General features: G+C 40.9%; 29 protein-coding genes and 1 pseudogene. 5 read left to right on the top strand and 25 right to left on the bottom strand.

Annotation, left to right across the window (positions count from 1 at the left end; translation table 11 throughout):
• Window positions 1–12: 12 nt before the first annotated feature.
• The 12 genes from AAGA51_RS07975 to AAGA51_RS08030 form a co-directional block, all read right to left on the bottom strand.
• Complete coding sequence (locus AAGA51_RS07975; protein ID WP_042482238.1) at window positions 13–471, bottom strand: hypothetical protein; 459 nt, start codon at window positions 469–471, stop codon at window positions 13–15.
• Between the two features lie 151 nt (window positions 472–622).
• Entirely contained in the window at window positions 623–1,048 is a 426-nt protein-coding gene (locus AAGA51_RS07980; protein ID WP_042482237.1) for an N-acetyltransferase, read from the bottom strand.
• Window positions 1,049–1,113: 65 nt separating this feature from the next.
• Window positions 1,114–1,629 carry a lipocalin family protein gene (locus AAGA51_RS07985; RefSeq protein ID WP_042482236.1) on the bottom strand — a complete coding sequence of 172 codons (516 nt, stop codon included), beginning with the start codon at window positions 1,627–1,629 and terminating at the stop codon, window positions 1,114–1,116.
• Between the two features lie 115 nt (window positions 1,630–1,744).
• On the bottom strand, window positions 1,745–2,326 hold the full coding sequence (locus AAGA51_RS07990) for a DUF1294 domain-containing protein (RefSeq protein WP_042482761.1): 582 nt from the start codon (window positions 2,324–2,326) through the stop codon (window positions 1,745–1,747).
• 124 nt (window positions 2,327–2,450) lie between these two features.
• Window positions 2,451–2,990 (bottom strand): hydrolase, encoded by a 540-nt coding sequence (locus AAGA51_RS07995; RefSeq protein WP_042482235.1) that lies wholly within the window; start codon window positions 2,988–2,990, stop codon window positions 2,451–2,453.
• Window positions 2,991–3,202: 212 nt separating this feature from the next.
• A complete protein-coding gene (locus AAGA51_RS08000) occupies window positions 3,203–3,778 on the bottom strand; it encodes an NAD(P)H-dependent oxidoreductase (RefSeq protein WP_042482759.1) in 576 nt (191 codons plus the stop codon).
• Window positions 3,779–3,826: 48 nt separating this feature from the next.
• Window positions 3,827–4,186: a MerR family transcriptional regulator gene (locus tag AAGA51_RS08005; protein ID WP_042482234.1), complete on the bottom strand. Its 360-nt coding sequence runs from the start codon at window positions 4,184–4,186 to the stop codon at window positions 3,827–3,829.
• A gap of 122 nt (window positions 4,187–4,308) precedes the next feature.
• Window positions 4,309–4,704 carry a GFA family protein gene (locus tag AAGA51_RS08010; protein ID WP_042482233.1) on the bottom strand — a complete coding sequence of 132 codons (396 nt, stop codon included), beginning with the start codon at window positions 4,702–4,704 and terminating at the stop codon, window positions 4,309–4,311.
• Between the two features lie 189 nt (window positions 4,705–4,893).
• A complete protein-coding gene (locus AAGA51_RS08015) occupies window positions 4,894–5,511 on the bottom strand; it encodes an HAD family hydrolase (RefSeq protein ID WP_042482232.1) in 618 nt (205 codons plus the stop codon).
• A gap of 105 nt (window positions 5,512–5,616) precedes the next feature.
• Window positions 5,617–6,096 (bottom strand): GNAT family N-acetyltransferase, encoded by a 480-nt coding sequence (locus tag AAGA51_RS08020; RefSeq protein WP_042482230.1) that lies wholly within the window; start codon window positions 6,094–6,096, stop codon window positions 5,617–5,619.
• Between the two features lie 102 nt (window positions 6,097–6,198).
• On the bottom strand, window positions 6,199–6,717 hold the full coding sequence (locus tag AAGA51_RS08025; protein ID WP_042482229.1) for a phosphoribosyltransferase: 519 nt from the start codon (window positions 6,715–6,717) through the stop codon (window positions 6,199–6,201).
• Window positions 6,718–6,930: 213 nt separating this feature from the next.
• Entirely contained in the window at window positions 6,931–7,221 is a 291-nt protein-coding gene (locus tag AAGA51_RS08030; RefSeq protein ID WP_081878671.1) for a YkgJ family cysteine cluster protein, read from the bottom strand.
• A gap of 133 nt (window positions 7,222–7,354) precedes the next feature.
• On the opposite strand from AAGA51_RS08030, the gene AAGA51_RS08035 reads away from it, so the two are divergent.
• A complete protein-coding gene (locus AAGA51_RS08035; RefSeq protein WP_042482227.1) occupies window positions 7,355–7,687 on the top strand; it encodes a PBPRA1643 family SWIM/SEC-C metal-binding motif protein in 333 nt (110 codons plus the stop codon).
• A gap of 217 nt (window positions 7,688–7,904) precedes the next feature.
• Here AAGA51_RS08035 and AAGA51_RS08040 read toward each other — a convergent pair whose 3' ends face one another.
• Window positions 7,905–8,255 carry a hypothetical protein gene (locus AAGA51_RS08040; RefSeq protein WP_042482225.1) on the bottom strand — a complete coding sequence of 117 codons (351 nt, stop codon included), beginning with the start codon at window positions 8,253–8,255 and terminating at the stop codon, window positions 7,905–7,907.
• Window positions 8,256–8,747: 492 nt separating this feature from the next.
• Between AAGA51_RS08040 and istA the strand changes: the two genes are divergently transcribed.
• Together istA and istB are read left to right on the top strand one after the other, a co-directional pair.
• A complete protein-coding gene (gene istA / locus AAGA51_RS08045; protein WP_337165989.1) occupies window positions 8,748–10,280 on the top strand; it encodes an IS21 family transposase in 1,533 nt (510 codons plus the stop codon).
• A gap of 9 nt (window positions 10,281–10,289) precedes the next feature.
• Window positions 10,290–11,030: an IS21-like element helper ATPase IstB gene (gene istB / locus AAGA51_RS08050; protein ID WP_337165987.1), complete on the top strand. Its 741-nt coding sequence runs from the start codon at window positions 10,290–10,292 to the stop codon at window positions 11,028–11,030.
• A gap of 460 nt (window positions 11,031–11,490) precedes the next feature.
• On the opposite strand, the gene AAGA51_RS08055 is transcribed toward istB, so the two are convergent.
• The gene (locus tag AAGA51_RS08055; protein WP_042487822.1) at window positions 11,491–12,423 is read right to left on the bottom strand and encodes a hypothetical protein; all 933 of its coding nucleotides are present in this window, start codon (window positions 12,421–12,423) and stop codon (window positions 11,491–11,493) included.
• 687 nt (window positions 12,424–13,110) lie between these two features.
• Between AAGA51_RS08055 and AAGA51_RS08060 the strand changes: the two genes are divergently transcribed.
• Complete coding sequence (locus AAGA51_RS08060) at window positions 13,111–13,503, top strand: hypothetical protein (protein WP_156102060.1); 393 nt, start codon at window positions 13,111–13,113, stop codon at window positions 13,501–13,503.
• A gap of 337 nt (window positions 13,504–13,840) precedes the next feature.
• Window positions 13,841–14,797: an IS110 family transposase gene (locus AAGA51_RS08065; RefSeq protein WP_042487444.1), complete on the top strand. Its 957-nt coding sequence runs from the start codon at window positions 13,841–13,843 to the stop codon at window positions 14,795–14,797.
• A gap of 484 nt (window positions 14,798–15,281) precedes the next feature.
• Here the strand turns inward: AAGA51_RS08065 and AAGA51_RS08070 are convergent, their stop codons facing one another.
• The 11 genes and pseudogenes from AAGA51_RS08070 to AAGA51_RS08120 all read right to left on the bottom strand — a co-directional run bounded on the left by AAGA51_RS08070 (window position 15,282) and on the right by AAGA51_RS08120 (window position 23,862).
• On the bottom strand, window positions 15,282–15,926 hold the full coding sequence (locus tag AAGA51_RS08070; protein ID WP_042487448.1) for a prolyl oligopeptidase family serine peptidase: 645 nt from the start codon (window positions 15,924–15,926) through the stop codon (window positions 15,282–15,284).
• 644 nt (window positions 15,927–16,570) lie between these two features.
• Window positions 16,571–17,011: a hypothetical protein gene (locus tag AAGA51_RS08075; RefSeq protein WP_042487452.1), complete on the bottom strand. Its 441-nt coding sequence runs from the start codon at window positions 17,009–17,011 to the stop codon at window positions 16,571–16,573.
• Window positions 17,012–17,865: 854 nt separating this feature from the next.
• A pseudogene (locus AAGA51_RS08080) lies at window positions 17,866–18,147 on the bottom strand (type VI secretion system PAAR protein); the annotation flags it as partial.
• 225 nt (window positions 18,148–18,372) lie between these two features.
• The gene (locus AAGA51_RS08085; RefSeq protein ID WP_042487457.1) at window positions 18,373–18,789 is read right to left on the bottom strand and encodes a hypothetical protein; all 417 of its coding nucleotides are present in this window, start codon (window positions 18,787–18,789) and stop codon (window positions 18,373–18,375) included.
• A gap of 141 nt (window positions 18,790–18,930) precedes the next feature.
• Window positions 18,931–19,281 (bottom strand): nucleotide pyrophosphohydrolase, encoded by a 351-nt coding sequence (locus AAGA51_RS08090; protein ID WP_042487460.1) that lies wholly within the window; start codon window positions 19,279–19,281, stop codon window positions 18,931–18,933.
• Between the two features lie 656 nt (window positions 19,282–19,937).
• Window positions 19,938–20,174, bottom strand: a complete 237-nt coding sequence (locus AAGA51_RS08095; RefSeq protein ID WP_042487463.1) for a hypothetical protein — start codon at window positions 20,172–20,174, stop codon at window positions 19,938–19,940.
• Window positions 20,175–20,493: 319 nt separating this feature from the next.
• Window positions 20,494–20,670, bottom strand: a complete 177-nt coding sequence (locus tag AAGA51_RS08100) for a hypothetical protein (RefSeq protein WP_156102061.1) — start codon at window positions 20,668–20,670, stop codon at window positions 20,494–20,496.
• Entirely contained in the window at window positions 20,670–21,065 is a 396-nt protein-coding gene (locus tag AAGA51_RS08105; RefSeq protein WP_042487465.1) for a hypothetical protein, read from the bottom strand. Before AAGA51_RS08105 ends, AAGA51_RS08100 begins: the two co-directional genes overlap by 1 nt.
• Window positions 21,066–21,342: 277 nt before the next feature.
• The gene (locus AAGA51_RS08110) at window positions 21,343–22,095 is read right to left on the bottom strand and encodes a hypothetical protein (protein ID WP_042487467.1); all 753 of its coding nucleotides are present in this window, start codon (window positions 22,093–22,095) and stop codon (window positions 21,343–21,345) included.
• Window positions 22,096–22,256: 161 nt separating this feature from the next.
• Window positions 22,257–22,766 (bottom strand): GNAT family N-acetyltransferase, encoded by a 510-nt coding sequence (locus AAGA51_RS08115; protein WP_042487828.1) that lies wholly within the window; start codon window positions 22,764–22,766, stop codon window positions 22,257–22,259.
• A gap of 625 nt (window positions 22,767–23,391) precedes the next feature.
• Window positions 23,392–23,862 (bottom strand): SMI1/KNR4 family protein, encoded by a 471-nt coding sequence (locus tag AAGA51_RS08120; RefSeq protein WP_052404617.1) that lies wholly within the window; start codon window positions 23,860–23,862, stop codon window positions 23,392–23,394.
• Window positions 23,863–24,448: the final 586 nt, after the last annotated feature.

The following is a 24,448-nucleotide window of genomic DNA, read 5'->3' on the forward strand; positions in this document are numbered from 1 at the left end:
TTGATAATTAATCTAATCTTGAGGATTTCGCTTTGCGTTGATATCCGCATAAGTGTGTAACAGCTCTGTAAGCGCATTGACCCAACCAAATGCATCGACGGGCGCTTTAGCGAGTAGCTGTTCAACCAGTTCGCAATGTGTTTCAAGCGTGATCGCTTGCTCCAAATTGAAAGATATTGCGTAGAAGTGCCAAAGAACTAAGCGAGTCATTCTTTCACTGTTCTGTTTAGCATTTTCTGAATCATCAAACGCTTGCTGAATTTCACTTAGCGCAATGGCTGTCATGCGCAGCATTGCATCTAAACGCGCTGACATCATGCGTTCTTCACTATCAACTTCTTCTTGTTCAAACGTAAAGATTTCATTCATTACGTCTTCAGGAACCATTTTGCTGATCATTCTGACGCTGAATTCTTCTAATTCATGGCGAGGCATAGTTACAAGGCAGTCAAAGGTGTAGTCACGAATCATAGTGGTCTTCTGGCGGATAGTTATTCTGAGCGCGTATTCTAATCGTTAGCGTTAGGTTTACCACCCTTTTTGCAGCTGTAGCCCGTTTAATAACACATCAAATCAAGCTCAGCAGAGAGTGGATAATTCACAGCTTAAAGTCATTTACCGCTTACACATTAAAACTCATGGTGAATTCTTGATGTCCAGTATGAGGATCGGTTTGCTCGCTCACCACTTTGAAACCTTGCGATCGATAAAAGTCATAGCTCGCTTGGTTTTCTTTGTACACATTGAGGTCTATTGTTTGACGTAGAGTTTTAGCGTGATTGATGAGTTGCTTACCAATACCTTTACCTTGCAGTTCTGGTTTGACAAAGATTGCAGCTAGGTTGTTCTCATACAATGCATAAAAACCAACAACTTCAGAGTCAAGTTCATAAACATAGGTTTCTGAAGCAGGAATGTAGATCTCACGCATATTGCCTATTTGCGAGCGCCAAAAATCTTCCGGTACAAAGTTATGAGCTTTAATCGAAGCCGCGAGCCAAATTTCAATAACGGAATCTAGGTCGTTACCACTGTATTTTCTAATCATTTTTAATCTCTATTTCATCGGCATATTAAGACAGCTCTTTGCATAGCATTTCAGTCAAATAGGTTTTATTCCTGCTCAACAAAAATTAGCTTATCTGTATCAAAACCACGCTCTTTCGCCATTTGGACAAAACTAGTCATAACTTCAGGTTCTACGGTTGGCGTTCTCGCCAACAACCAAAGGTAGTCAGTATTAGGGCCAGAGATAAATGCATAGTCGTAATTGTCACGCTCTAAAGCAAAGACCACATAAGATCCGTAAAAAGGACCGAAGAAAGAAACTTTGAGGTAGCCTTCTGATTCGCTATTTACAAAGTAAGCTTTCCCTTCTGCTTCTTTCCATTCATCATCGCTTGCCGAATAGCCTCTGTTTAGCACAGACACTCCGCCATCATCACGAAGAGAATACTCAGCAGTTACTTGACTTAATCCTTCTTCGAAAGAGTGGTCTAAACGTGCTATTTCATACCATTTGCCAAGGTAGTTTTGAAGTTCAAAGTCAGTAACAGGCTTTACTGTTTGCGGCATTCCCAAACAGCCTCCTAAAATTAACGAGCTAATGATGAGCAAAATTTTTTTCACAGAGTCCTCCAAAAAAATCAAATGTTTCTTAACTCGTTTATTTTTCTAACACTTTAGCCTAATGATGTCGTTATACTTGTTCTTCACTCGGTTTTAGGAAGCAAGATTCACGCGGTTATATAGATGATATTTGTTTAAGAATTTCTCTTCCTGTTTCGGTAAACAGCCAAACATAACCGCCGATATTCAAAAAGACGGTCATCCATAAAATCGTTTTAAAAGGCTGTTTCTTTGACTTGTGGCGTAAATGGAATTGAGCCAGTAGTGCCCCAGGCCAACCTCCAGCCAATGAGAGTAAATGAAGTGTTTTCTCTGGGGTGCGCCAAGCCCCTTCCTGAGCAGCTTTCTTATCCCAAGCGTACATCAGATAAGTGACTAGACTTAAACTTATATAAATAGGTATTAGATACCATTCGCCCCCCAAGAGAAAAACGGAAGCAAACACTGCAACTAAGTAGGTAAAACCGAACAATACTGTGACAGGAAAACCGTATGCTCCTTCTATCACTACGTTTGCTGCATTAAAGCGTCCTTTATCATCTTCATCGACTTCAAAAAATACTTTGTCATTTAGCTTCGGGCGTTGATGCGAAGTTTTAACTGATGAAATATGAAAAAAAACTTTGAGCTCACCATTCAATGCGGAGATAAAACCGTAACCTTTGGAATCATTCCATTCTATGATTTGACCTTTCATCATTTCCTATCCCTGTTTCAAATCAGACATTCCGTAATCAACCACTCAGAAGTATTACACATAGTCATCAAAGCTCATAAAGTATCGTTTAGTTTATTCGAAGCTCATGGTATTGATTCACTATCTACTTAATTAAGTTAAGGATCTCTCTAAACTCTGGTGCGCGGCAATCTTCAACTAACTCGTAGAGACACATTTCTAAGCCAGTAATATCGACACCTGAACCAGCTAATTTTTGTATCGCAAGATCTTTGTTCGATTGGTCACGAGAAGAAACACAATCAGAGACTAAACTCACTTCAAAACCCATTTTTTTGAGATGGATAGCCGTTTGATAGACGCATATATGCGCCTCAATTCCACAAATCAACCACGAGGTTTTACCGGATGTTTTAATAGCTTCTACAAAATTGGGCTCTCGACAGGCATCAAAAGTAAATTTAGCTATGGAGTTGTGATCATTCAGTAGAGTTTGCAATTCTTCAACTGTCTGACCCAGTTTGTTTGGGTTTTGTTCTAACCAAACGATCGGCAAACGAAGAGCTTGAGCTCCTTTAATTAATTTTGCGCAGTTTGATACTACAGCATCACTGTTGGACACTAATCTGGACAGTTTACCCTGAACATCTACGATAATAAGCCCAGTATTTTCCTTGTTAAGCATGCACACTCCTTAGCCAAACCAATTACTGTTAGTGCCATACTGATAATCAGACACGCACCATTCAAGAACAATGTTATTCACAAACACCATGGTATTAGCCAAACTCTAAATAAGGAACCCTCGTTTTACCGAAACGTTTATTGGAGCGATTTCATTCACTTTATGGCTGGCTAAACATTCCCGATTAAAAAGAAACTAACCTAGTACAACATTCAATTTATATTGCGCGCTAACTTGGCAACTTTATTCAGCCAATCTTTCCTATGATCGCTCTTAGAATGGATAACGGGTCCAAAGTAAGTTGCAGATATATTTTTAATACCAGAGAAGTCCAAAATAGAGTGCTTTAGCTGTTTATATATTGCATTCCCTTTTACGTACTTATACCAAAGAGGTGGACTATCGAGTGTAATAATGAGTTCTGAAGTACGTCCTTTCAGCAACTTTTCCGGATATGATTTTCCTTCTACATATTTGAATGAGAAACCCGGTAAAAAGGTTCTATCAATTACACCTTTAAATTTTGCAGGGATCGTTCCCCACCATACGGGGCTGATGATAACAACATGTTCTGACCACTGGATCTTCTGCTGAAATTCCAATAGATCGGGTTCCAAGGCAGTAACTCTGTCATATCCCTCGTCTAAACTTATTTCAAAATTCAAATCACCGATATTAATTTGTTCAACGGTGTGGTGTTCTTTCGCAACAGAGATATATCGTTCTGCCAACGATTTGCATAAGCTAGTAGACTTGGGGTTGGCATTGATAACCAATATTTTTTTCATAAACTTGCACATCCGATATAGATAGAAAAATGCAGTTTAAACTCTTACCTATAGGTCAGAGTCAAGCTCTTGAACACACTTATCAATCGAAATTCGATAACTTTTAATACGTTGAATTTGAAGCTCTAACTCTTTTACATTCTGTTCTACCACTTGTTGTTTTTGAATCAGAAAATCACTCACCAATTTCCAGTCAAAATCATCTTGCTTGCCTTTCAATTTAGCCAATTCGGCAAGCGATATGCCAAGACTTTGAGCCTCTTTAATTATCTTTATGAGATTGATATTTTCTTGAGTATAAACCCTATACTTTCCTGATCTTGAAACCCTCAACAACCCGAGAGATTCATATAATCTTATTGCTCTTTGAGTCGCTCCCGTTTGTTTAGATGCCTCATTGATAAACACATGAAATTCCTTATTTTTAGTCAAGTTCAGGCATGACGCTGCTTATGCAAAATGTATTTAATTCAACGCTAAACACCAAGCGTTGAATCCTTGTATAGCGCAAAGTTTTTGAACTAAAGAGCCTAGAATTCTGGATGCTCACAGAACTGTTTCGCATCATCGCCAATTTTTAACCATTTGGGCTTTTCAGACGTAAATTCATGAAACTGATTTTCGATATCCAGTTCACCATCGAAACAGTTCGCTGAAACTGGAAATGACTTACCGTCAGATAGCACTTCACCAAGTGACGTCCCACAAACAGAACAAAAACATCTATTGTATTTATATGGTTCAACAGCCTTGTAGGTCGCGATCTTATCCCTACCATTAGTGATTTTGAAAGAATTAGAATTTACAAAAACTAATGTACTGGCTCCAACTTTACGACATCGGGAACAATGGCAAGTGCCCATCATGCTTGGTTTTTCACTCAGCTCAAACTGAACGGTTCCACAGCAGCAGCTTCCTTTAATCATTATCATATTCTCCTGTTTGCGGTTTAAAGACTTAACGCTACAAACAGTAGAGCATGAAACTGTATAAATCAACAGTACTTAAATATGTAAGCACAACAGAAGTAACGAAGTTGCCCAGCCAAGGAAAAGCCTAAAAATAACAAAACGGAAATTGACCACCGTAAACTCGTAGCAAACGTTGTTATACCATTAAATCTGTACACCTAATGATCTTAAAGCTTGTTCACACTGGGAAACATTTTCAAACTGGATTGCTGCTATACCAACTGATTCTGCTCCTTTCACGTTATAAGGCATATCATCTATGAACACTGTTTGCGACGCTTTTAGTTCATATTGAGAAAGCAGAGTCTGGTAGATTTCTGGCTGAGGTTTCAATAATCCTACATCTGCTGAAACTATTGCACCGTCGAACAAATCCCAGAATGTGTAGGTGTTTTTTAAGTGGGAGACAATTTCGTGAACATTATCGGTTAACGCTAGAACATTTAAGCCCGCAGACTTACAGCGTTTAATTAGGTCAACAGAGCCATGGATGAGTATTTGAGTTTGTTTCACGTAATAAAACAGGCGCTCACACTCTAACTCAGTTAACCCTAGAGCTTCCTTATATTGAGCTTTCGCATCATTTTCTGTTATTTGACCTTTATTCAAACGAAGCCAAGTTTCAGACTGAAATATTGATTTCGCTTTCTCTTCAACAGCGTTGTTGTCTCCAAATGTGAGCCTGATAATCTCCAAAGGAGACCAACGAACGACAACATTGCCGATGTCGAAAACGACGTTTTTAATCTCAACAGAACTCATTTAATACTCCTTTTAAAAAATCACATTAAAGGGTAAAAACTGACTCAGTTTGTCGAACCAAAACTGCGAAAAATGATAAGCAAACTGATTCAAAAGATGTAGCAGTTACAACGTAGCGATGTTCTTTGCCATATTGAAGCCAGTAATAACAAAGCCGATTTCTTTATACAGTTGGAGGGCTCGATCATTTTGATAGGCCACTCTTAGCTTTATTTGATTAACGCCGACTTCTCGTAACTGTTTTTCCAAAACTGAGATAGCTTCAGTTCCATAGCCCAAGCCACGGTATTCAGAGGAAACAAAAAAGTCATATATAAAGGTAGACTGTTCTGTAGCATTAATTGAATGCCACAAATAACCAACAAGATTCAACTGTCCATTAACCTCAGCATCAATACATAACAATGAATGCTCACTACCTTTGAGACCATCAGGAAAGCAACGATGCAGTTCCTTTTCAGCCAACTCTGTTGCTAGAACTATAGAATGACCATAATTCGCAGCTATTTCCTGACTATAATCATCGATAAAATACTGGCAATAAGCCGGAAACTCTTCTTGCTGCATTTGTCTGAGCACAACCATATTTGTTCCTTTTATGCGATAAGTTCAGCGCGCATTTGACGCGAGCCATAACTACAGAACGTTAAGGATCCGAACTAACTATCTAGTTATTCTATAGGAAGACTATTTCACTATTTTCGATATGTAAGGAATATTCCTTAATTTGTTTTGCCAAGGTAAACCATACCCAACAAGTAAATCGTCATTTGTCATTTCATAGGCGTAGTATTGTGTCACTGGTATATCGACACGACCTGGCTTAACAAACAACGTAGCAACTGAAAGTGATCTCACTTCATAGTTGTTTTGGATATAAGAAACTAACCTTTTCATTGTGCCACCAGACTCTATTGCATCGTCTACCATAATGACGTCTTTGCCGAGGAGTGGGATATTCTCATGGAATACAATCGTAGATTGATTATTGCTGTCTCCGGGAGTATGTGGGCAAGAAATATAGTCCATTTTGATATCGAACTTTAATTTACGAACCAAATCAGCAGTAAACAAAATACCACCTGGAACAATTGTAATAACAACCGCTTCAGAGAACTGCCTGTTAAGTTTTTCAGCGACTATTTCAACACCATCTCGAATTTGTTGTTCACTCAAGACTAGTTCACCAATATGCTTAGATTTCACACTCTGCTCCTATTTTTGACTAATAGAATATCGGGCTACGTAGCTACATACGCTACCCCCTTACGCCGTAAATACAACATTCAACCGTAATCTAAAAATTCTAAGTGTTGGAAAGCAGTCTACTTTAAATTAGTTTGCACGGTTCATTCTCTGAAACCTCCTCAGTAACGAGGAAGCAACCCAGCAACAAACTTGTTTAATTAAATCAATGTTTTATAGGGATTTAACTCGCTCATCCAAGCATTCGTCAGAGCCCATTTCGAATTCTCGACATATCCAAGGACGATTTTCATAAATTGAGCACATTAACGTATCTCGGTCTAAAGCAGAACACCAACCGTCATGTAGTCGCATCATTGTCTCCCCCCCATACTGGTCACGTTGGATAAATTCTTCTGGCACGCCAGTATCTGAAATAATCATAACTTCGAGACGACAACAACATGCCTTGCAATTTGAGCAAGATACATCTGAAGAAGAAGGATTTTTTGTTGGTATAATCATGAATCACTACAATTTGGTCAATTGCGCATGATAGCGTAATCCAATACATATGGTAGGAACTTCTTTATCAAATGTAATAGTTCCGTATAATCGCGACCCAATTACGCCACACCAACCTATCAGTGAGTTGCAAATGTCCAAACTATTTTTCAAAGGTCGAATCGATGCTAGACAAAACCACGTTATTTCAGGCTACAACGTAAAGCGTGATGTAAAAGCAGGCACTGAGGAGTCTCCAATCAATGTTGTCGTCCCAACACTAGCTCGTAAAGCAGAGATCGAAACATTGCTGTCTGAGCACTCTATTGTGGCTCATATTGTCGTGGACTCGGAGCAACCGGAGAACACGGTTGAATTAGATACGCTATTGAATAAACCTAAAACGGTTACCTTTGACAAAACACCAAACCGCAATGAACCATGCATTTGCGGAAGCGGCAAAAAGTACAAAAAGTGCTGTGCTTAAGCTCTTTATAATTACGTTCAAAAACCGTCTTCTGACGGTTTTTTTATAATCAGGTGCCTACTATTGCCTTAGTTCGGGGCTCTGCACGTAAGTTAAATTTGTAAAACGCTACATTAAAGAGTAAGTAGCACTGTCCCTCAACAAAACCTTTCAGATCTTTGCATCGTAAACACGAAAACCACACTTAAACTTTGCAGCTAACTATTAGCAGCCAATTTTATAAACCGAATCCAATTTTAGGTAGTTTACGAACTGAGCGAACACCCCATTGTGTTAAGTCTGGTTTAGGTTGTCCCTTGAAATCACCAAGGCAAATATAGCCTCGAGACAAATACCGATAAAGGAAATCTCCCCCTTCAAGCGACGCTCTTTTATCATCCCCAAATGGCAGTTTGATACGCTCGACTCGAAGATCCGAGGCAGCTTTGAAAGCTGGATAAACTGTAGAGTTAACTTGGTACGAACCCAAATCATTTAGAAGAGCTTTGTCTGGCATTTTTGAGATGGTACGACTAAAGAGCATGATGAGACGCTTCTGTTGTTCAGAAGAGACAATGATCATTTCCATTTTTACTTTCCTTTGAAATAAGGAAGTATATAGAACCCCTGCTTCCCTAGATACAGAACTTTACTGAACCCTGATAATAATGAGTTGATAACAACTCTCTAATAACTTGTTTTCACTGCCACCAACACACTTAAACGTTGCGCCGTAATCACTAAAGCTAATCCACCAGCCATTGTGAACCCGAATTAAACTGTTCGTGATGTTGGTGCCTCTACGTTGTACGTTTTAATTTGCTCGCACATACATTAAATGAATACCCGTTTGCGTATTCCGGAGCAATCCAGCCACCGTTTCCGGGATTCCCCGGACACCCATTCCGTTTTAATCCGGACACTATTTCCGGCATAAACCAGCCATTTTTCCACTAACTCCGGAATCACTGTCCGGTTAAGCGGAAACCCTGTCCGGTTACTCCGGAATATCCCTCTTTTCTCTTTTAAATCAATCACTCACTATTCTTGTTATGCATATTAACGTAGCAAGGAAGTGATAATGCCGAAAAAGAGAACATCTATGACAAACATCAAAGAGGTATTACGCCTTAAATATGAGTGCCATCTGTCGACCAGAAAGATCGCTTCCTGCACGAAAGTAAGTCGTTCAACCATCTCAGAAATACTGACCCGTTTTGAGCAAAGCGCAATGAGTTGGCCTCTCCCTGAAAGCTGCTCTGATACTGAACTGGCTCAGACTCTCTATCGTGACAAAACAATCAGCGACACAAAGGTGATGCCGGACTTCGCCCAGTGCTTTGTCGAACTGAAACGTAAGGGCATGAGCAAACATCTGCTGTGGGAAGAGTATCTGGCTGAATATCAGGAGAGAGCTTATCGTTACAGCCAGTTCTGCGAGCATTACACTCGTTGGTTAAAGAAGCAGAAACGCAGTATGCGTCAGAGCCACCTGGCCGGTGACAAACTGTTCATCGACTACTGTGGACCAACCATCCCGGTGGTAAACCCTGAAACCGGAGAAATCCGCAACGCTCAGATCTTCGTGGCGACGTTAGGTGCGTCCAACTACACCTATGTTGAAGCCTGTGAAAGCCAGCGACTTGAGCACTGGCTGGAAGCTCATGCCAATGCCTTTGAACACTTCGGCGGCGTTCCGGCGTTGCTTGTACCTGATAACCTAAAATCCGCGGTGACCAAAACGGACCGCTACGAACCCAAGCTCAACGATAGTTACCGCAAGTTGGCGTACCATTACCGCACGGCCGTTATGCCAGCACGCCCTTATAAACCCAAAGATAAAGCCAAGGCTGAGAATGCCGTCCTTATCGTTGAGCGTTGGATCATGATGCGGCTTCGTCACCGAACCTTCCATACCTTCAAAGAGCTAAACCTCTCTATCCGGGAGTTAATGGACTCACTGAACCAAAGACAGATGAAACAACTGGGAGCCAGCCGAAAGGAGCTGTTCGATACTCTGGATAAGCCGGCACTAAAACCTCTCCCCGTACAACGTTATCTCTACACAGAAATCAAACGCGCCAAAGTGGGGCCGGATTATCACATCGAATACAAAAGGCATTATTACTCTGTTCCCCATCAGTTAGTGGGCCAATACGTTGAGCTTGAAGCCACTTCCAGGCTGATACAGATATACCATCAGGGTAATCTGATCTCTCAGCACCCAGCCAGTAAAAAAGAGCATGGGATCAGTACTTATCCGGAGCATATGCCCAGCAATCATCAATATCAAAAATGGTCACCAGAGCGGTTACTTAACTGGGGAGGCCGGATCGGCGCAGCGACACAAGAAGTGGTCAACCGATTACTCATGTCGAAAGCGCATCCTGCGCAAGCCAATCGCAGTTGCCTTGGGCTTCTCAACCTGACGAAAAAATACGGTGACGCTCGCTTAGAGCAGGCATGTAAAGATGCTCTGATGGTGAACAAACCCTATCTCAGGTTCATCAGAAACTTGCTTGAAAATCACCGGGAAGGCCTGTTGTCTTCGACTCCGGAATCCACCCCTGACATCCAACACAGCAATGTGCGCGGACCCAACAGTTATCACTAGGAGAGAATGATGAACACAATAAGCGAACAACTCAAATCACTGCGTCTGAGCCATGCCGCCTCGGCTCTGGAGCAACAACAAGAGCAGTTATCGACCTATGCAGAGCTGAGCTTCGAAGAGCGGTTAAGCCTGCTGCTTGAAAGCGAAGTGTTGGGACGAAATCAGGCCAAAATCCAACGCCTGAAGTGGCAAGCTAAACTCCGGGTCGATGCTCTGCCAAGTCAGATTATCTACAAAGAAGGACGAGGACTTAAGCGTACTCAAATGAGTGAGCTATTAACCGGGAGCTACTTGCACAAAAAACAAAACGTTCTGATCACCGGACCGACGGGAGCAGGAAAAACCTACGTTGCCTGTGCGCTTGCAGCTCAAGCTTGCGACCAGCTCTACAGTGTCCGTTATCACAGGCTCAGCCGTTTACTTGATGACCTGAGTTCAGGTCGCCTTGACGGGACTTACCAAAAGCAACTTCTGGCTCTGTCGAGAAAACAACTTCTGATCTTGGATGACTGGGGAATGGAAAAGTTGAGTCCGGATCATGCGGGTCACTTGCTGGAGCTTCTGGAGGATCGTTATCAAACCAGCAGCACCATTATGATAAGCCAGCTTCCGGTTAAAGAATGGTACAACATGATAGGCAATGCCACGGTTGCTGACGCCTTATTGGATAGGTTAATCCACAACAGTCACCGAATAGAACTCGGAGGAGAATCAATGAGAAAACTGGCGCAATCCGGACAGGTAGAGTAAAAATAGGGTTAGAGAAAAGTTAGGGATATGAGGCGTCCGGTTAAACCGGAGCCGGTGTCCGGAATCACCGGAATACGCACCCGTTGGCGTTATCTTTGTTAAATCTCTGCTGTAGACATATCCATATCGTTCTAATAAATCGATAGAGTGATACGTCCAACCTGCCGCAAAAGCTATCCCTATCAATGCAAAGTAAAGACAAACCTTGTTAGCTAATTGCATTGCTTTAGGTGAATAAACTTTTCCAATTCCTTTTCCATAATAGAGAGCTTTTGGCGACATCCAAAGTAAGCAAAGCACTGCACCTAGACACCCAAAAGGAACCCAAAGAGTTAAAACAGATACCCTTACCACTACCTCATTGTTCAATAAATCTAAATAATCGCAAAATATCCCGTAGGAAGGATAGACCCAACAGGTTAGCATCAAAGCAATTAGAGCAAATCCCGCTAGGCGAACTTTAATTTGAGATGACATTTTCTAAGGTCTCCACTAAATGATCGGAAATCTTAAGATCGCTCCAAGTCATCTCGATTAGAGTGTAGACGGCAACACATGCTATTGCACCAATAAGAATAGGAGCACTATAGGAAGCCGCGATCCACAACGCAGCCTCTCCAGCCCCAAATTGTACTAACGCTTTAAACATGTCGGAGCCCACATTTCCAAACCAATTAACCAAGTGATAGTCATCCTTAAACACAAGATCCGATGTCGCTAAGCTTGCAGACACCACAAACGTTAATGCGGCTGCACCTTTAAAGTTGGACGCTTTTGATTTGGGACTGAATCCTGCTTGCATAGATTTGAAAGAGTTCAGTGGGTACTTTTTGCCGTTCATATTGATACGAGTACCGTTAATAAAAGCATGTTTCAGGGTTCTGCCGTTTTTATCCGTACCAGCAAATGCCACAAAGGTTTTTCCTTTACTCTCAACTAAATCTGCTTTAATACCCATATCACCAAATTGCTTAGCGATAGAATGGGCATTAAACATCGGTTCTGTATGGTTAAACCATGATTTAGAAGTATTGATGCTTGTGGCAATGGCAACAACATCACGACCAGACTCCAACCATATATTGTGCAAAATTTTGTGAGCATCTTCTAAGTCAGCAATAAGCACATGTTGATGATTCTTCGCCATTTCCTCTTCTAGCGAACATTCTGATCTAAGCGTATCTTGAAGAGAGTCATCAAGCATTTGTGAAGCATTCCGGCGAGCCATAACATCTGCTCTTTGTAAGGCATAACGCTCTTCGTTTGCTTGAACATAAGCCCACGCTTCTTCAGATTGTCGATGATTCTCTTGTAGCTGCTTTAAGTATCTCTCTTTGGGAGAAAGTTTACGTTTAGGAGATTCGGGTAAAGTATCTCCCTCTATCCAACGCATATTATACGAACTCATATCTCGAACCATCTTAGGGATACCTTCACTTGCTATTCGCTGCAACTGCATGATAACGCGAAAAAACGGAGGGCAAAAACATGCTCACGAGCAACAAATTGCCCTCTAAGATATAAAGAATTTTCGATAGAAAACATGACGATTAGTGTATTGGCTCTGAACACAGTAAGGGTAACTTATACGTTCTGCATCATTCACTAAACCTAAGTTAAACCTAAACCGCCAAGCGTTAACACATCTTCACTTCTTGTAATACGAGAGCTAATTAAAACCTCATGAAATCAGTCTAAATTCATACTGAAGCGTATCTTCTGGGCAAATTTTTACCTGTGCACATTTGGAATTAAGATACGAGTATTTTAAAACGTCTGAGAAAAGACATGCCCATATACGAAACTTATGACAAGACAACACCCTACCGCTGCCCTTTTTGGAAAGACCCCATTACTTGCACTTGCTCATCATGCCATATGCGTCGTGAGTGGGAAAATGGCGACTTGGGCAGTTGGAGGTGTCTTACTTCTACTTGGAACAGCGTCAGCCCCTGTAATTGCAGTTGCGTCTATAGGTGCGTTTGTAGCAGAGGGCTCTGCGGGGGGAATATTAGGTTCAACTCTTGGAAAAGAGTTTTCCGATGGAATTTATTCATTATATGAATTGGCGATTGAATAGATGAAACATTCAATATTTGATTTAACAGTGATAATTCCTGCTCTTATAGCTGGTTGTTATCTAATTGCTTGGGCCATCCCTGGAGCAATAATTCTTTCCGTCATATCTTTAGGTAGCTTAAAACATATTATTTTTATCGATAAGCAATTAGCAAAAGATCTAGATAAATATTATGACAATAATGGGAATATGCGATTAAATCATAATATGCCATATTCGATATCAAGTAGATTTACCAGTTACTGTCTATCTTATCCATTTATAAAAGGTCGAGTGAAAACAAACTCTGTTAAGTTTAAAATTTTTATGTGGATCAATTCTTTAGGCTATTGGAGTTTTTGGGGGACTGGCTTTTTCATATTGTTAGCAAAATTGATGGCCATAATTCCATAATTCCATAATTCCATAATTCTAAAGCTTAAGGGGTGAACAACGCCACCACCTAACCTAATCCATTGTGCCGTAAACACAAAAGCGGATTTAAACCAAAACGGCCAAGCGTTGTGAATCCCTCTTAAATGCTTGTATGGATAATAAGTAATCCAATCGGGTAAGGTGAGCCCCAGACTTTAGCTGCAACTAAAGTTCTATATCTGGTAGTTCGATTAAATGTTGGCTCCTCTATCGAGAGACCGGTAACAAGTACGAACGCCAGATAGAACTCCAAGCACCACACTCGAATAGTCTTCTGGGTCTCGAGCCCGCATTTGCAAGCATGAGTTAGCTTATTATGAATACAAACACACTTCAAAACATTAATGTCGGCGTTGATACTGGTAAGTTACAATTAGACATTTACATCCGCCCTCTCGATATTTACTTCAACGTACTGAACACTGACAAGGGGATCAAAGAAGCGATTAAAGTCATTAAGAAACACTGCCCTAAACGCGTTGTTATCGAAGCCACTGGCCGCCTAGAGATGCCATTCATCCTTGCCTGCGATACAGCGAAATTACCTTATGTTATTGCCAATCCACTTCACATTAAACGCTTTGCTGGAGCGATAGGGAAAAGAGCCAAAAACGACAGATTAGATGCTGCTCTTATCGCACATTATGCCAAAGCGATTGAGCCAAAACTTACACAGTTAAAGAGTGAAAACATACGTTTAATGAGTGACTTAGTTACTCGACGTAACCAACTAATCTCTATGCAAACTATGGAAAAGAACCGGTTGCAAGTCTTACCAAAGACTATCGCCTCATCAATAAAACCTATCCTTACTGCTCTCAAAAATCAGATTGAAAGAACTGAAATCAAAATCGCAAAACTCATCGATACGTGCCCCGAATACCGAGATAAAAATACCTTTTTACAAAGTATGCCTGGCGTACGGAAAATCGTTGCAGTTTCGCTCATCAGCAATGTCCCTGAACTTGGTTATATCACCAACAAACAAGCTGCTTCTCTTATAGGCGTTGCTCCCATTACCAAGGAAAGTGGTCGGTACAAAGGCAAACGAATTATCCAAGGAGGTCGAACACAGGTAAGGACAGTTCTCTATATGGCCATGATGTCAGCTATACAATGTAACCCTGTGTTTAAGATGACTTATGAACGATTACTTGCGGTAGGAAAACCCAAAAAAGTGGCGATAGTTGCCGGTATGAGAAAGATGGTTGTGATCTTAAATTCGATGCTCAGAGACGGTGTAATGTGGGATAACAATAGCGCCAGAAATTAACTATTGACGCAATAGTCTCTTGTTAGCTGGCTGCGCTGAAGCTTGATGATTGCACCCAAATGCCTAATTTGAAATACATTATGACTATACGAACACAATGTAAAAGGAACAGCTATAAAACTGAAACCTAGCCCACGAAACATAACCGACCAAGAAAAATTACGATGAAGCCAATCCTAACAAGCGAAGAACTTTATTAGTCACGAAACTCTTTCAACTTCAAAGAAGCCACACCAAAGAACTCGACAAACGCACCACTAAAAGTAAACCGCTTGGGTAAAATAAATCAGTGCATTGAAAGTGCCACTGGCGAGATAGTTGAAATACGCGAAATTTCAGGTGTAAAACTCGAACCACATAACCGGAACAAAACGGTTCTTTTAATTTTCCAGCTAACGCCCCAATCACCCGTGGAACAACCGAGGCGCGTATTTTTACCCCGCAAAAATCGCGCGGCGGTTGTGGAATCGGGTGAATTGGCTTGTTAGTGCTTTTTATACGAGGTAAACCAATTATACAGATCTTCACTTTTATACGCTTCATCCCAGCAATTATGGCCAGTATCGCTATAAAGAGTAAACTTGGCATTACCGCCATTTTTGTTAATGATATTAGCTATTTCCTCTGTGAACTTATACGGCATTACTTCGTCATTTTCACCGTGAAAGGTCCAGACCGGAATTTTTGAGAGTCTAGCAACGTCACCTAACATCGCAAAGCCGCAAATTGGGGCTATTGCAGCAAACAGATCGGGGTACTTAATTGCGGTAGTCCAAGTTCCGTATCCTCCAAGACTATAACCGGTAAGGTATAGCCTAGATTGGTCTACATGGTAGGTGTCTACAATCTCATCAACCAACAATTTAATTCTATCAGGCTCCCAAGCTGAAAATTTTTCACATTGAGGAAAGACCATTACGAAAGGAAACTCAACACCCTCCTCGATCAGCTTTGGCATCCCTTCTTTCTTCAACAATTCTAGATCGGTGCCTCGTTCCCCACTGCCATGCAGCGAAATAATTAGCGGCCATTTCTCATCCCTTTCATTGTATCCTTTTGGCAAATATACAAAGAACTTAGTTGAAAATCGGTTTTCTAACTCTTTACATAACTCTTTTAATTTAGACATGACTCTCCTAGTACATTAGCCTTGGCACTAACGCTAAGCTAAGTGGCTGCAAACCACCTCTCCACTCTAAAAAAACACCGTAAACACACTAGCCAATTGAACCAAAACCACCACAGGTTTGCAGTCCGACTTAAGCGCCTTGTTAGCTGGTTGCGTTGAAGTTGATGCTTGCACCCAAATGCATAATTTAAAATACATTATGATTATACAGTCACAATGTAAAAGGGGCAGCTATAAAACTGAAACCTAGCCCACGAAACATAACTGACCAGAAACAATTACGATGAAGCCAACAATAGCAAGCGAATAACTTTGTTAGTCACGAACCGCTTTCAACGTCAAAGAAGCCACACCAAAGAACTCGACGAACACACTATTAAAAGTAAACGGCTTGGGTTGATTCAACCGATTAAATGAAAGTGCCACTGGCGAGATACTTGAAAAACGTGAACGTTTAAGTGTAAAGCTCGAACAACAAAAACCAGAATAAAACTGCTCTTTTAATTTTCCAGCTAACGCCGAATTAAGGTGCGAACAACGCTAAGCACCTACCCAACCCACAGCACCTTAAACACTAAAACCAACTTTAAACTGAGATCGCCGAGCGTTGTGAGTCACTCTTAAATGCTTTGTTAGCCCAGTTTTTAACCGCCAGCTATACCAGATGAAGACTTGCACAAACTTAAATCTTTTGCGTAAACCCTCCAGCTATTTTTAGAAGAAGTTCGTGACTCATTGATGCACTTTACATAACCAGCTTTATTTACTTGGTAGCCGAGATAACCTCTTGAAACTAGTGCAAGTAAACCTATAGTTAGTGAAATATAAGCAACTTTGAGCCAGACCTTACTATAAGAGGTCACTTCTCTTTGTGGATGACATAACTGATGCGTCATTATACCAATGCTTCCTAGGAGTAAAGGAGGAAGAATTGCTAATGCGATGTAGGATGTATATCCAAGCAACCTGACTCTTAGCTCTAATGGCAGAAAGGGAAGCGCCAATTCTTCTGGCGCTCCAATTGCCAAATAACCGACAAGAAAAAGCGCAAAAAAAACAATCCCTGAGATTTGTATTTTTTTCATTACATACCCTTTTTCAACAAATCAACTAACGAATCAGACACCCCAAATTCATTATCAGCCCAATCTAGAGCAATACCCACTCCGACGGACATACCAGCAAAAATTAACCCACTAACTAACAAGGGAGTGCCAGCAGTTGCGACTATAATTGCGGCTAGAGTTCCTGCCCCCGTAGCAACAACACCTTTAACAATATCAGCACCCGATCTACCCACTAAATTTTCCATTGTCTTTTCATCGTGCACATAAACATCAACGGCATTTATTGCAATAGCGAAGGTGATATCGACAACCAACCCAACTTTCAACATGTTGCGTGCCATATTTTTTGTGCCCAAACCAAGCTGAACAACCTGAGGATTGTTTGCACGCCAACGATTACCTTTAACGAGAGTCTTTAGGTGTTTCTTGTAACCTTTGATTATTACATAGTCTTGACCATTGGCAGGTTTTACATAAGCCACAACCCCCATGCCACCTAATCCTTTCGCGAGTTGATAAGCTCCCTTAGCATTTGCTGCACCATCCCAGATTTTTTTGGAGTTATCTAACGTATCTTTGCCGTTGTATTCCAACCATAAGTTATTGGCAAACTCTTCAGCTTCCTCTAGCGACATAATCGCTAGGTCAACAACCTTTTGGGTATACTCAACATCAAGTTGTTCACTTTTAGTAAAATCATATGGTGGCCAATAACCTGAACCTTGTGAAATTTGAGCGGTTTTCAAAGCAACAGCTTCGCTTACACTCGCTGAAGAATGCGCGTTTTTAGCTTTAGTTTGAATAGCAACTTGAGATTCTGTTGAGAACGATGAAGATGATAACGCGGAGATTTTCGCAGGCTGATATACATCACCGATGTTCACAGTACCACTACCAATCGTAACCCCTCCGCAACTAATTGCGCCACCAGTAATGGCTGCTGGTTTACCATTTATTTTGACAGTTGATGAACCAGACGCAATGGTACGTCCATGGGGTGGATGTTTGGGTTTATCGTGTGGAGCTAACGGATCTCCAACCCGTGCAGCGGGCAGGCCATCAAATTTCACATCAGGAGAGCCTGCCGTAACAGGAGTAGGTGGAAAACCATCATGGTCAGTACCTATATCGCCAACTTTAACGCCTTTAGACATAACGTTCGTCCTATCTTTATTTTGTCCGAAGATTATATCTATATGCACTACCACGAATAATCATCAACTATTCTAGTTTGTGAACTTACTCCAAAGTTTGCGATAGTGGGCTAACGATAAGCTAAGTGGCTGCAAACTCCACTAAACTCAAAATAACCACCGTAAACACACTAGCCAATTTGAACAAAAACCGCCACAGGTTTGCAGTCCGACTTAAGCGCCTTGTTAGCTGTGCTTTACAGACAAAAACACCATTACGGGTATAGATAAAATCATAAGAATTGATGCTAAAAGCCACAAATACAGCAGTAAAGATATATAAGTTGAAATAAACCAACGAAAACCTTTTTCCAGCTTTTGACTACAACCATACTGCATAAAATAAGCAAGCTCTGCTTTCGGTATACGATTTAGAGTCCAGTTGAATTTTAATTTGATAATTATGAACCCGATTAGCAATGGAACCGAAGCGCCTAATAGACCTACGGGTACAGAAAGCCACCATTGCTTTATAGCCTCACCTGCAAATATGCTTACAGTTATGAGAACAGCAAATGATGCAAACAAAACTTTGAATGAAACAATAGGTGAATTATTTGTTTTTTGATAAAGCCAGTAAAGAGGCCAATCTAACTTTCTCATATACACTCTGCTAATTTTGTACAGCTAACGCCGCGTTAAGTGGTGAGCAACGCTACCACCAAACCCAAAATAACCACCGTAAACACACTAGTCAATTGAACCAAAACCGCCGAGCGTTGCGAATCCGTCTTGAAGCGTTTGTTAGTTTTTACTAATTCCACCCAGCTCAGCAATGAGTTCATCTGAGGTTGCTACCCTTTTCAATAAATGTGTAATGTCAGGGTCTGCGATAGGTTCAAGCGCATACACTGGTTTACCCAGCCCAAGCGCGTAACCGATGTCCATTGCAACACTTTTACCAACGTATCCGCCGAAATTTAGAATGTATGTAATATCTGCCTCTCGAATTCGTTGCAAGCAGCCGTCGATACCATTTTGTTGTAAAGGCTCTGAAATACTTGTTTTAACCCCCGCTTCGATTAATGTTTCGCGTACAGCCTGCATTTTTTCTAAGTTCTTAAAGCTACCTGCCACATATACTGATTTACTCATTATCTTCCTTTGATATTTTCTCAAATTTTGATGTAAACACTAACGCTAAGCTAAGTGGCTGCAAACACAACCAAACTCAAAATAACCACCATAATCACACGAGCCAACTAGAACCAAAACCGCCACGCGTTTGCAGTCCGACTTAAGCGCATTGTTAGCTGGTTGCGTTGAAGCTTGATATTTGCACCCAAATGCATAATTTGAAATACATTATGACTATACGAACACAATGTAAAAGGGACAGCTATAAAACTAAAACCTAGCCCACGAAACATGACTGACCACGGAAAATTACGATAAAGCCAACCATAACAAGCGAAGAACTTTATTCGTCACGAACCTCTTTCAACTTCAAAGAAGCCACACCAAAGAACTCGACAAACACACCATTAAAAGTAAACGGCTTGGGTTGATTCAACCGATTAAATGAAAGTGCCACTGGCGAGATACTTGAAAAACGTGAACGTATAAGTGTAAAGCTCGAACAACAAAACCAGAATAAAACTGCTCTTTTAATTTTCCAGCTAACGCCCGCTTAAGGGGCAGACAACGCAAGGCACTACACTCAAACATAACAGCCGTAACCACAAATGCACATTTGAACTAAGATGCCGTACGTTGGCTGTCCCACTTAAAGCGTTTGTTATGTGTTAATACTATATGACCGAGCCCAAACCACCCAATATACCTAAGACAGATAGATCTTTGACATCACTTCCGTAGTTCTCTTTATGCAGCTTGAGTGCATCTGAAATTTCATTAGTTTCAATCACATCACCTGTCATTACAAAGCCTTGGGCAAACAGCTGCTTTTCCTCTTCTAAAGAAGTAGCTGAGTTTTGGTCAACATACGTTGTTACTTCTCCGTTTGTGAAAAATTGCACTTTTTTCATTGCGTTCTCCTTTGGTTTAAAAGACCTTGAAAATTGAACCAAAAAGAAGAAATTCAGCTAAGCACTTTACCCCAAGTGATCATCTAGTCGAACCACCATACTTCAGTAAATCTGAGGGCTCTAACACTTGTTGAGTCTTCTGCGACGCGGTATAAAAAATCGGTTACACATAACGCTCTGCTAAGGGGTGAGCAACGCAATACCGATGCCACCGCATACCACCTTAATCACTAAAATCAACGCATGATAAAAATGCCACGCGTTGCGAATCCCTCTTGAGCAGTTTGTTATACGATGTTTGCCCACCACACAAAAATTATTAACGATTAGATTTTGTACCTTGTTTAACTACTTTTTTATAAATACGTTCAATAATTGAGAATACAACTACTAAACCGATTAAATAAAATCCATTTTTACCAGTCAGGTACCAAAATAGCCAAGCAATCAAAGACAAACCGACACTAACCATAATCAACTTGAGTTTATCGCCCATTAGTTAGCCCTTAGTAATTTATCACCATTCGGAGCTTTTATAGCATCATCAGCAGCCCAACTTGGTAAGCCTAGCGATTTAAATGACTCTTTTAATTCGCTGAAATCACATCTTGTTGCACGCTTGGAAGCCATTAGTGCAGAACCAATAATAGCACCAGCATAAAATGCAGCTGATATGCCAGCTAATTGCTTCATGTGATGACCTGATTTCGCGATTGCTTTTAATGGCATATCTGAAGCTTTGCTTGCTAACGCAGATTCAATAGCTGCAATGATACCTGACATTGTGGCAACGGTACCAAATACTGTTTCTGGTAGTGGTAATCCCATAGCTTCAAGATTCGATTCAATATTGTATGAAAAGTTATCTATATTAAACCTACAAATACTCATCTCAATCCACCTGTATAACAAAAGATACTCAACTCTATGAATATATTTAAGCTACAAGTCAGGAAAATGTAAAAAGCACAAAGCTCGGGATGACTATCACAACAATTCTGATAATAAAGAATTAGATGCAACAGCAACGTTGCTCAAACGACATCGTATAACGCTAAGCTAAGTGGCTGCAAACTCCACTAAACTCAAAATTACCACCGTAAACACGCAAGCCAATTTGAACCAAAACCGCCATGGGTTTGCAGTCCGACTTTAGCGCCTTGTTATGTTACGGAGCTATCAGTGATTGCGCAAACTCTCGCATGTGACGCGCATTGTCTGCAGTTTCCGCATTACCACAAGCCTGTCCATAATATTTGATATCCGGTGATGAGTAGACTGGCAACGGCTTCTCTGCATAAGTCATTACCGTACCAGATTCATGACACAACGCCCCAAATGCATAGGGCTTAATTTGCTTGTGATGCTCTTTTAGAAGCTGTCCTTTTAACCAATGTATTGATGTATTGTCGTGCCATGCCCAAGCCAGATGTCCTAACTCATGCTCAAGTACATGAAGTTCTGCATCAGAAGATAGAACTAAAAAACTGCGACTAAAATTTACATGAGCAGTTCCTGCTCTGTCTTTTGCAAAAGGAAAGTCTTTAGGAAGAACTAGAACATAGTAGCTTCCTATTTTTTGCATTGGCTCAAGAATCGAGTTACCAACATTTAGGACTAACTGGCGATGCAACTTACCACTGTCTTGACTTTTAAAACCGGTCAAATCAAGTTTGGTGATTCCTGAAAGAGTCCTTCTAATTGGAATGCAAGAGTTCTCTAGAACAAAGTTTGAATAGTCAATAAACTCTTCAATTCGTGCCTCACTAATGGAGTCATCTGTGAAAAAATGCACTGGTGTATCAATTATAGAGACGGAATCACACACGGGGAGTGATAACTCCTCACCACTTCGTTTACCGACAATAAATAGAGCGATCACACTAAGCAAACAACCGCCAACTAACAACTTTTTATTCATTCAATAACTCGTAAAGCGCAGTAACATAACGCAAAGCTAAGTGGCTGCAAATACCACCAAACTCAAAATAACCACCGTAACCACATTAGCCCATTGAATCAAAACCGCCACAAGTTTGCAGTCCGACTTAAGCGCCTTGTTATGTGAATCTTTCAACGCGATCAATAAACACGACCATTAAACTCTATAACTTGATCGTTAAAAGCATAACCACTATAGGACTTAACCATACCTCCACGATAGACAAACTGATTCCAATGTCTCCTCTGTTCGTCGAAGTAACGAATGGGTAAGACTAGCTCTCTATAGCCTGAGCTTTTATAGATATCTGGCTCATAAGCAAAGAGAAAAGATTTCGCTACTCCAGCAGACTCTAAGTATTGGTCGATCTCTTTCACAACGACTTTAGCTAAACCCAAACCACGTTTGCTTGGGGTAACGGCTATACCACCGATTATACCCGCCTTGAAGTTTGTCTTACCTTGTTTCATAAAACGACTATAAGCGAAACCTGTAGCGATAATCTTGTTTTCTTCTTCAATGAGAATTGCGCAGGCAAACTCATGATTGAAAATAAACCTAGAATCCTGGCCAAAAATTGAATTCAGATGAGCATTAAGTACAGATTCATAAGCCTCAATATCGCCTCTTTCGATAACGGAAATTTTCAAGATTAACTCCATTCACATAACGCTAAGCTAAGTGGCTGCAAACACCACCAAACTCAAAATAACCACCTTAAACACACTAGCCAATTTGAACCAAAACCGCCACAGGTTTGCAGTCCGGCTTAAGCGTCTTGTTAGCTGGTTACACTGAAGCTTAATGTTTGCAACCAAATGCCTAATTTGAAATACATTATGACTATACGAACACAATGTAAAAGGGACAGCTATAAAACTGAAACCTAGCCCACGAAACATAACCGACCAAGAAAAATCACATTGAAGCCAACCATAACAAGCGAGAACTGTATTAGTCACGAACCTCCTTCAACGTCAAAGAAGCCACGCCAAAGAACTCGACAAACGAACCATAAAAAGTAAACGGAATGACTAAATTCAATCACTTAAATTGAAGTGCCACTGGCGAGATAGTTGAAAGACGTGGACTTTCAGGTGTAAAGCTCGAACCACAAAACCGGAATAAAACTGCTCTTTTAATTTTCCAGCTAACGCCCGCTTAAGTGGTGAGCAACGCTGCCACTTCACTCAATTATTACAACGTATACACAAAAACCAAATCAAACCAAAGCTGCCGAGCGTTGCGAATCCGCCTTAAAGCGTTTGTTATACCCTATTCATCATATGGCTTTAACATATCCAATACTTGTGTGAATGTATCTGCAACAGGAAATATTGCGTCTTCCCCTTCAAGCTCATGAAACCAAAACACCACTGTTGGATTAGTAATACTGTCCGAATAGTCTAAGCAAAGATAGTCACCTCCAGCACCAATAGCGATTGGCAAGTAGTTCTTTGATATACCGTGTATTTTGCGCAACTTTGAAAGTGATGAAATAACGTTTGTGCAACTTTCTAGCGGGTCAAGAGTTAATAATTCACCAAAGCCAATACCCCAAGATGAACCATCGACATCAATCGACAAACTTCCGTTTTTCGGTTGTCCACCGTGATAATACTTGACGCACTCAACGTAATCTTGAGGCAAACTGAACTGAATTATTGTTGAAACACTTTCGATCAATTCATCTCTCAAAGGCAAGTGGTCTTCTTCGAAGATCAGCCATTCATTTCCAATACTCAAGTATTAATCCTCCAATGGGGTATAACGCTGCGTTAAGGGGTGAACAACGCCACCACCTAACCTAAATCATTGTGCCGTAAACACTTAAGCCAATTCAAACCAAAACTGCCAAGCGTTGTGAATCCCTCTTAAATGCTTTGTTAGGCGAACTTTACCACTGATGTTTACATTGGCTTGAAAGCAGATTACCTGAAACCCAATAACCTACCAAACACCCACTGACTTTTTGGGATTCAAGAACCACAAAAACCACTATGTTTCAGCCAAATTTTCCACAGCCACGAAATGCGAACTTGCAGCGACAGAGTTGCTTTTTAGCCACCGAGACTCAAGTTGGAAACTATTAGCAAACACGAAAGCCTCAGTAAACTTGCCCTTCCCACACGTTGAGCCAGTGAAACTCACCACCGACCAACACTGAAAACCAATGAGGCAATCCACGAAGTTTGGCATGTTTTACGGGTTGAGTGATTCAAGAATTTAAGTCGACAATGCGGAGTTGCCGACTTAGAAAAATGAGCGGCTAAAGGGGTGAAGAAAATTAGACCAGAAATATTTGCCGCCCGTCGCCTAACGCTAAGCTAAG

This window comes from Vibrio diazotrophicus (genome assembly GCF_038452265.1).
GTDB classification, from domain to species: domain Bacteria; phylum Pseudomonadota; class Gammaproteobacteria; order Enterobacterales; family Vibrionaceae; genus Vibrio; species Vibrio diazotrophicus.

Bases quoted from the DNA above. Each gene is read 5' to 3' on its own strand.
- AAGA51_RS07980 (WP_042482237.1), bottom strand. From the start codon at position 1,048: ATGATTAGAAAATACAGTGGTAACGACCTAGATTCCGTTATTGAAATT.
- AAGA51_RS08085 (WP_042487457.1), bottom strand. From the start codon at position 18,789: ATGAGAAAGTTAGATTGGCCTCTTTACTGGCTTTATCAAAAAACAAAT.
- AAGA51_RS08090 (WP_042487460.1), bottom strand. From the start codon at position 19,281: ATGAGTAAATCAGTATATGTGGCAGGTAGCTTTAAGAACTTAGAAAAA.
- AAGA51_RS07990 (WP_042482761.1), bottom strand. From the start codon at position 2,326: ATGAAAGGTCAAATCATAGAATGGAATGATTCCAAAGGTTACGGTTTT.
- AAGA51_RS08010 (WP_042482233.1), bottom strand. From the start codon at position 4,704: ATGATTAAAGGAAGCTGCTGCTGTGGAACCGTTCAGTTTGAGCTGAGT.
- AAGA51_RS08060 (WP_156102060.1), top strand. From the start codon at position 13,111: ATGAAACATTCAATATTTGATTTAACAGTGATAATTCCTGCTCTTATA.
- AAGA51_RS08075 (WP_042487452.1), bottom strand. From the start codon at position 17,011: ATGAAAAAAATACAAATCTCAGGGATTGTTTTTTTTGCGCTTTTTCTT.
- AAGA51_RS08030 (WP_081878671.1), bottom strand. From the start codon at position 7,221: ATGATTATACCAACAAAAAATCCTTCTTCTTCAGATGTATCTTGCTCA.
- AAGA51_RS08020 (WP_042482230.1), bottom strand. From the start codon at position 6,096: ATGGTTGTGCTCAGACAAATGCAGCAAGAAGAGTTTCCGGCTTATTGC.
- AAGA51_RS08095 (WP_042487463.1), bottom strand. From the start codon at position 20,174: ATGAAAAAAGTGCAATTTTTCACAAACGGAGAAGTAACAACGTATGTT.
- AAGA51_RS08105 (WP_042487465.1), bottom strand. From the start codon at position 21,065: ATGAGTATTTGTAGGTTTAATATAGATAACTTTTCATACAATATTGAA.
- AAGA51_RS08110 (WP_042487467.1), bottom strand. From the start codon at position 22,095: ATGAATAAAAAGTTGTTAGTTGGCGGTTGTTTGCTTAGTGTGATCGCT.
- istA (WP_337165989.1), top strand. From the start codon at position 8,748: ATGCCGAAAAAGAGAACATCTATGACAAACATCAAAGAGGTATTACGC.
- AAGA51_RS08035 (WP_042482227.1), top strand. From the start codon at position 7,355: ATGTCCAAACTATTTTTCAAAGGTCGAATCGATGCTAGACAAAACCAC.
- AAGA51_RS08065 (WP_042487444.1), top strand. From the start codon at position 13,841: ATGAATACAAACACACTTCAAAACATTAATGTCGGCGTTGATACTGGT.
- AAGA51_RS08015 (WP_042482232.1), bottom strand. From the start codon at position 5,511: ATGAGTTCTGTTGAGATTAAAAACGTCGTTTTCGACATCGGCAATGTT.
- AAGA51_RS07995 (WP_042482235.1), bottom strand. From the start codon at position 2,990: ATGCTTAACAAGGAAAATACTGGGCTTATTATCGTAGATGTTCAGGGT.
- AAGA51_RS08100 (WP_156102061.1), bottom strand. From the start codon at position 20,670: ATGGGCGATAAACTCAAGTTGATTATGGTTAGTGTCGGTTTGTCTTTG.
- AAGA51_RS08055 (WP_042487822.1), bottom strand. From the start codon at position 12,423: ATGCGTTGGATAGAGGGAGATACTTTACCCGAATCTCCTAAACGTAAA.
- AAGA51_RS08070 (WP_042487448.1), bottom strand. From the start codon at position 15,926: ATGTCTAAATTAAAAGAGTTATGTAAAGAGTTAGAAAACCGATTTTCA.
- AAGA51_RS08000 (WP_042482759.1), bottom strand. From the start codon at position 3,778: ATGAAAAAAATATTGGTTATCAATGCCAACCCCAAGTCTACTAGCTTA.
- AAGA51_RS08040 (WP_042482225.1), bottom strand. From the start codon at position 8,255: ATGGAAATGATCATTGTCTCTTCTGAACAACAGAAGCGTCTCATCATG.
- AAGA51_RS07975 (WP_042482238.1), bottom strand. From the start codon at position 471: ATGATTCGTGACTACACCTTTGACTGCCTTGTAACTATGCCTCGCCAT.
- istB (WP_337165987.1), top strand. From the start codon at position 10,290: ATGAACACAATAAGCGAACAACTCAAATCACTGCGTCTGAGCCATGCC.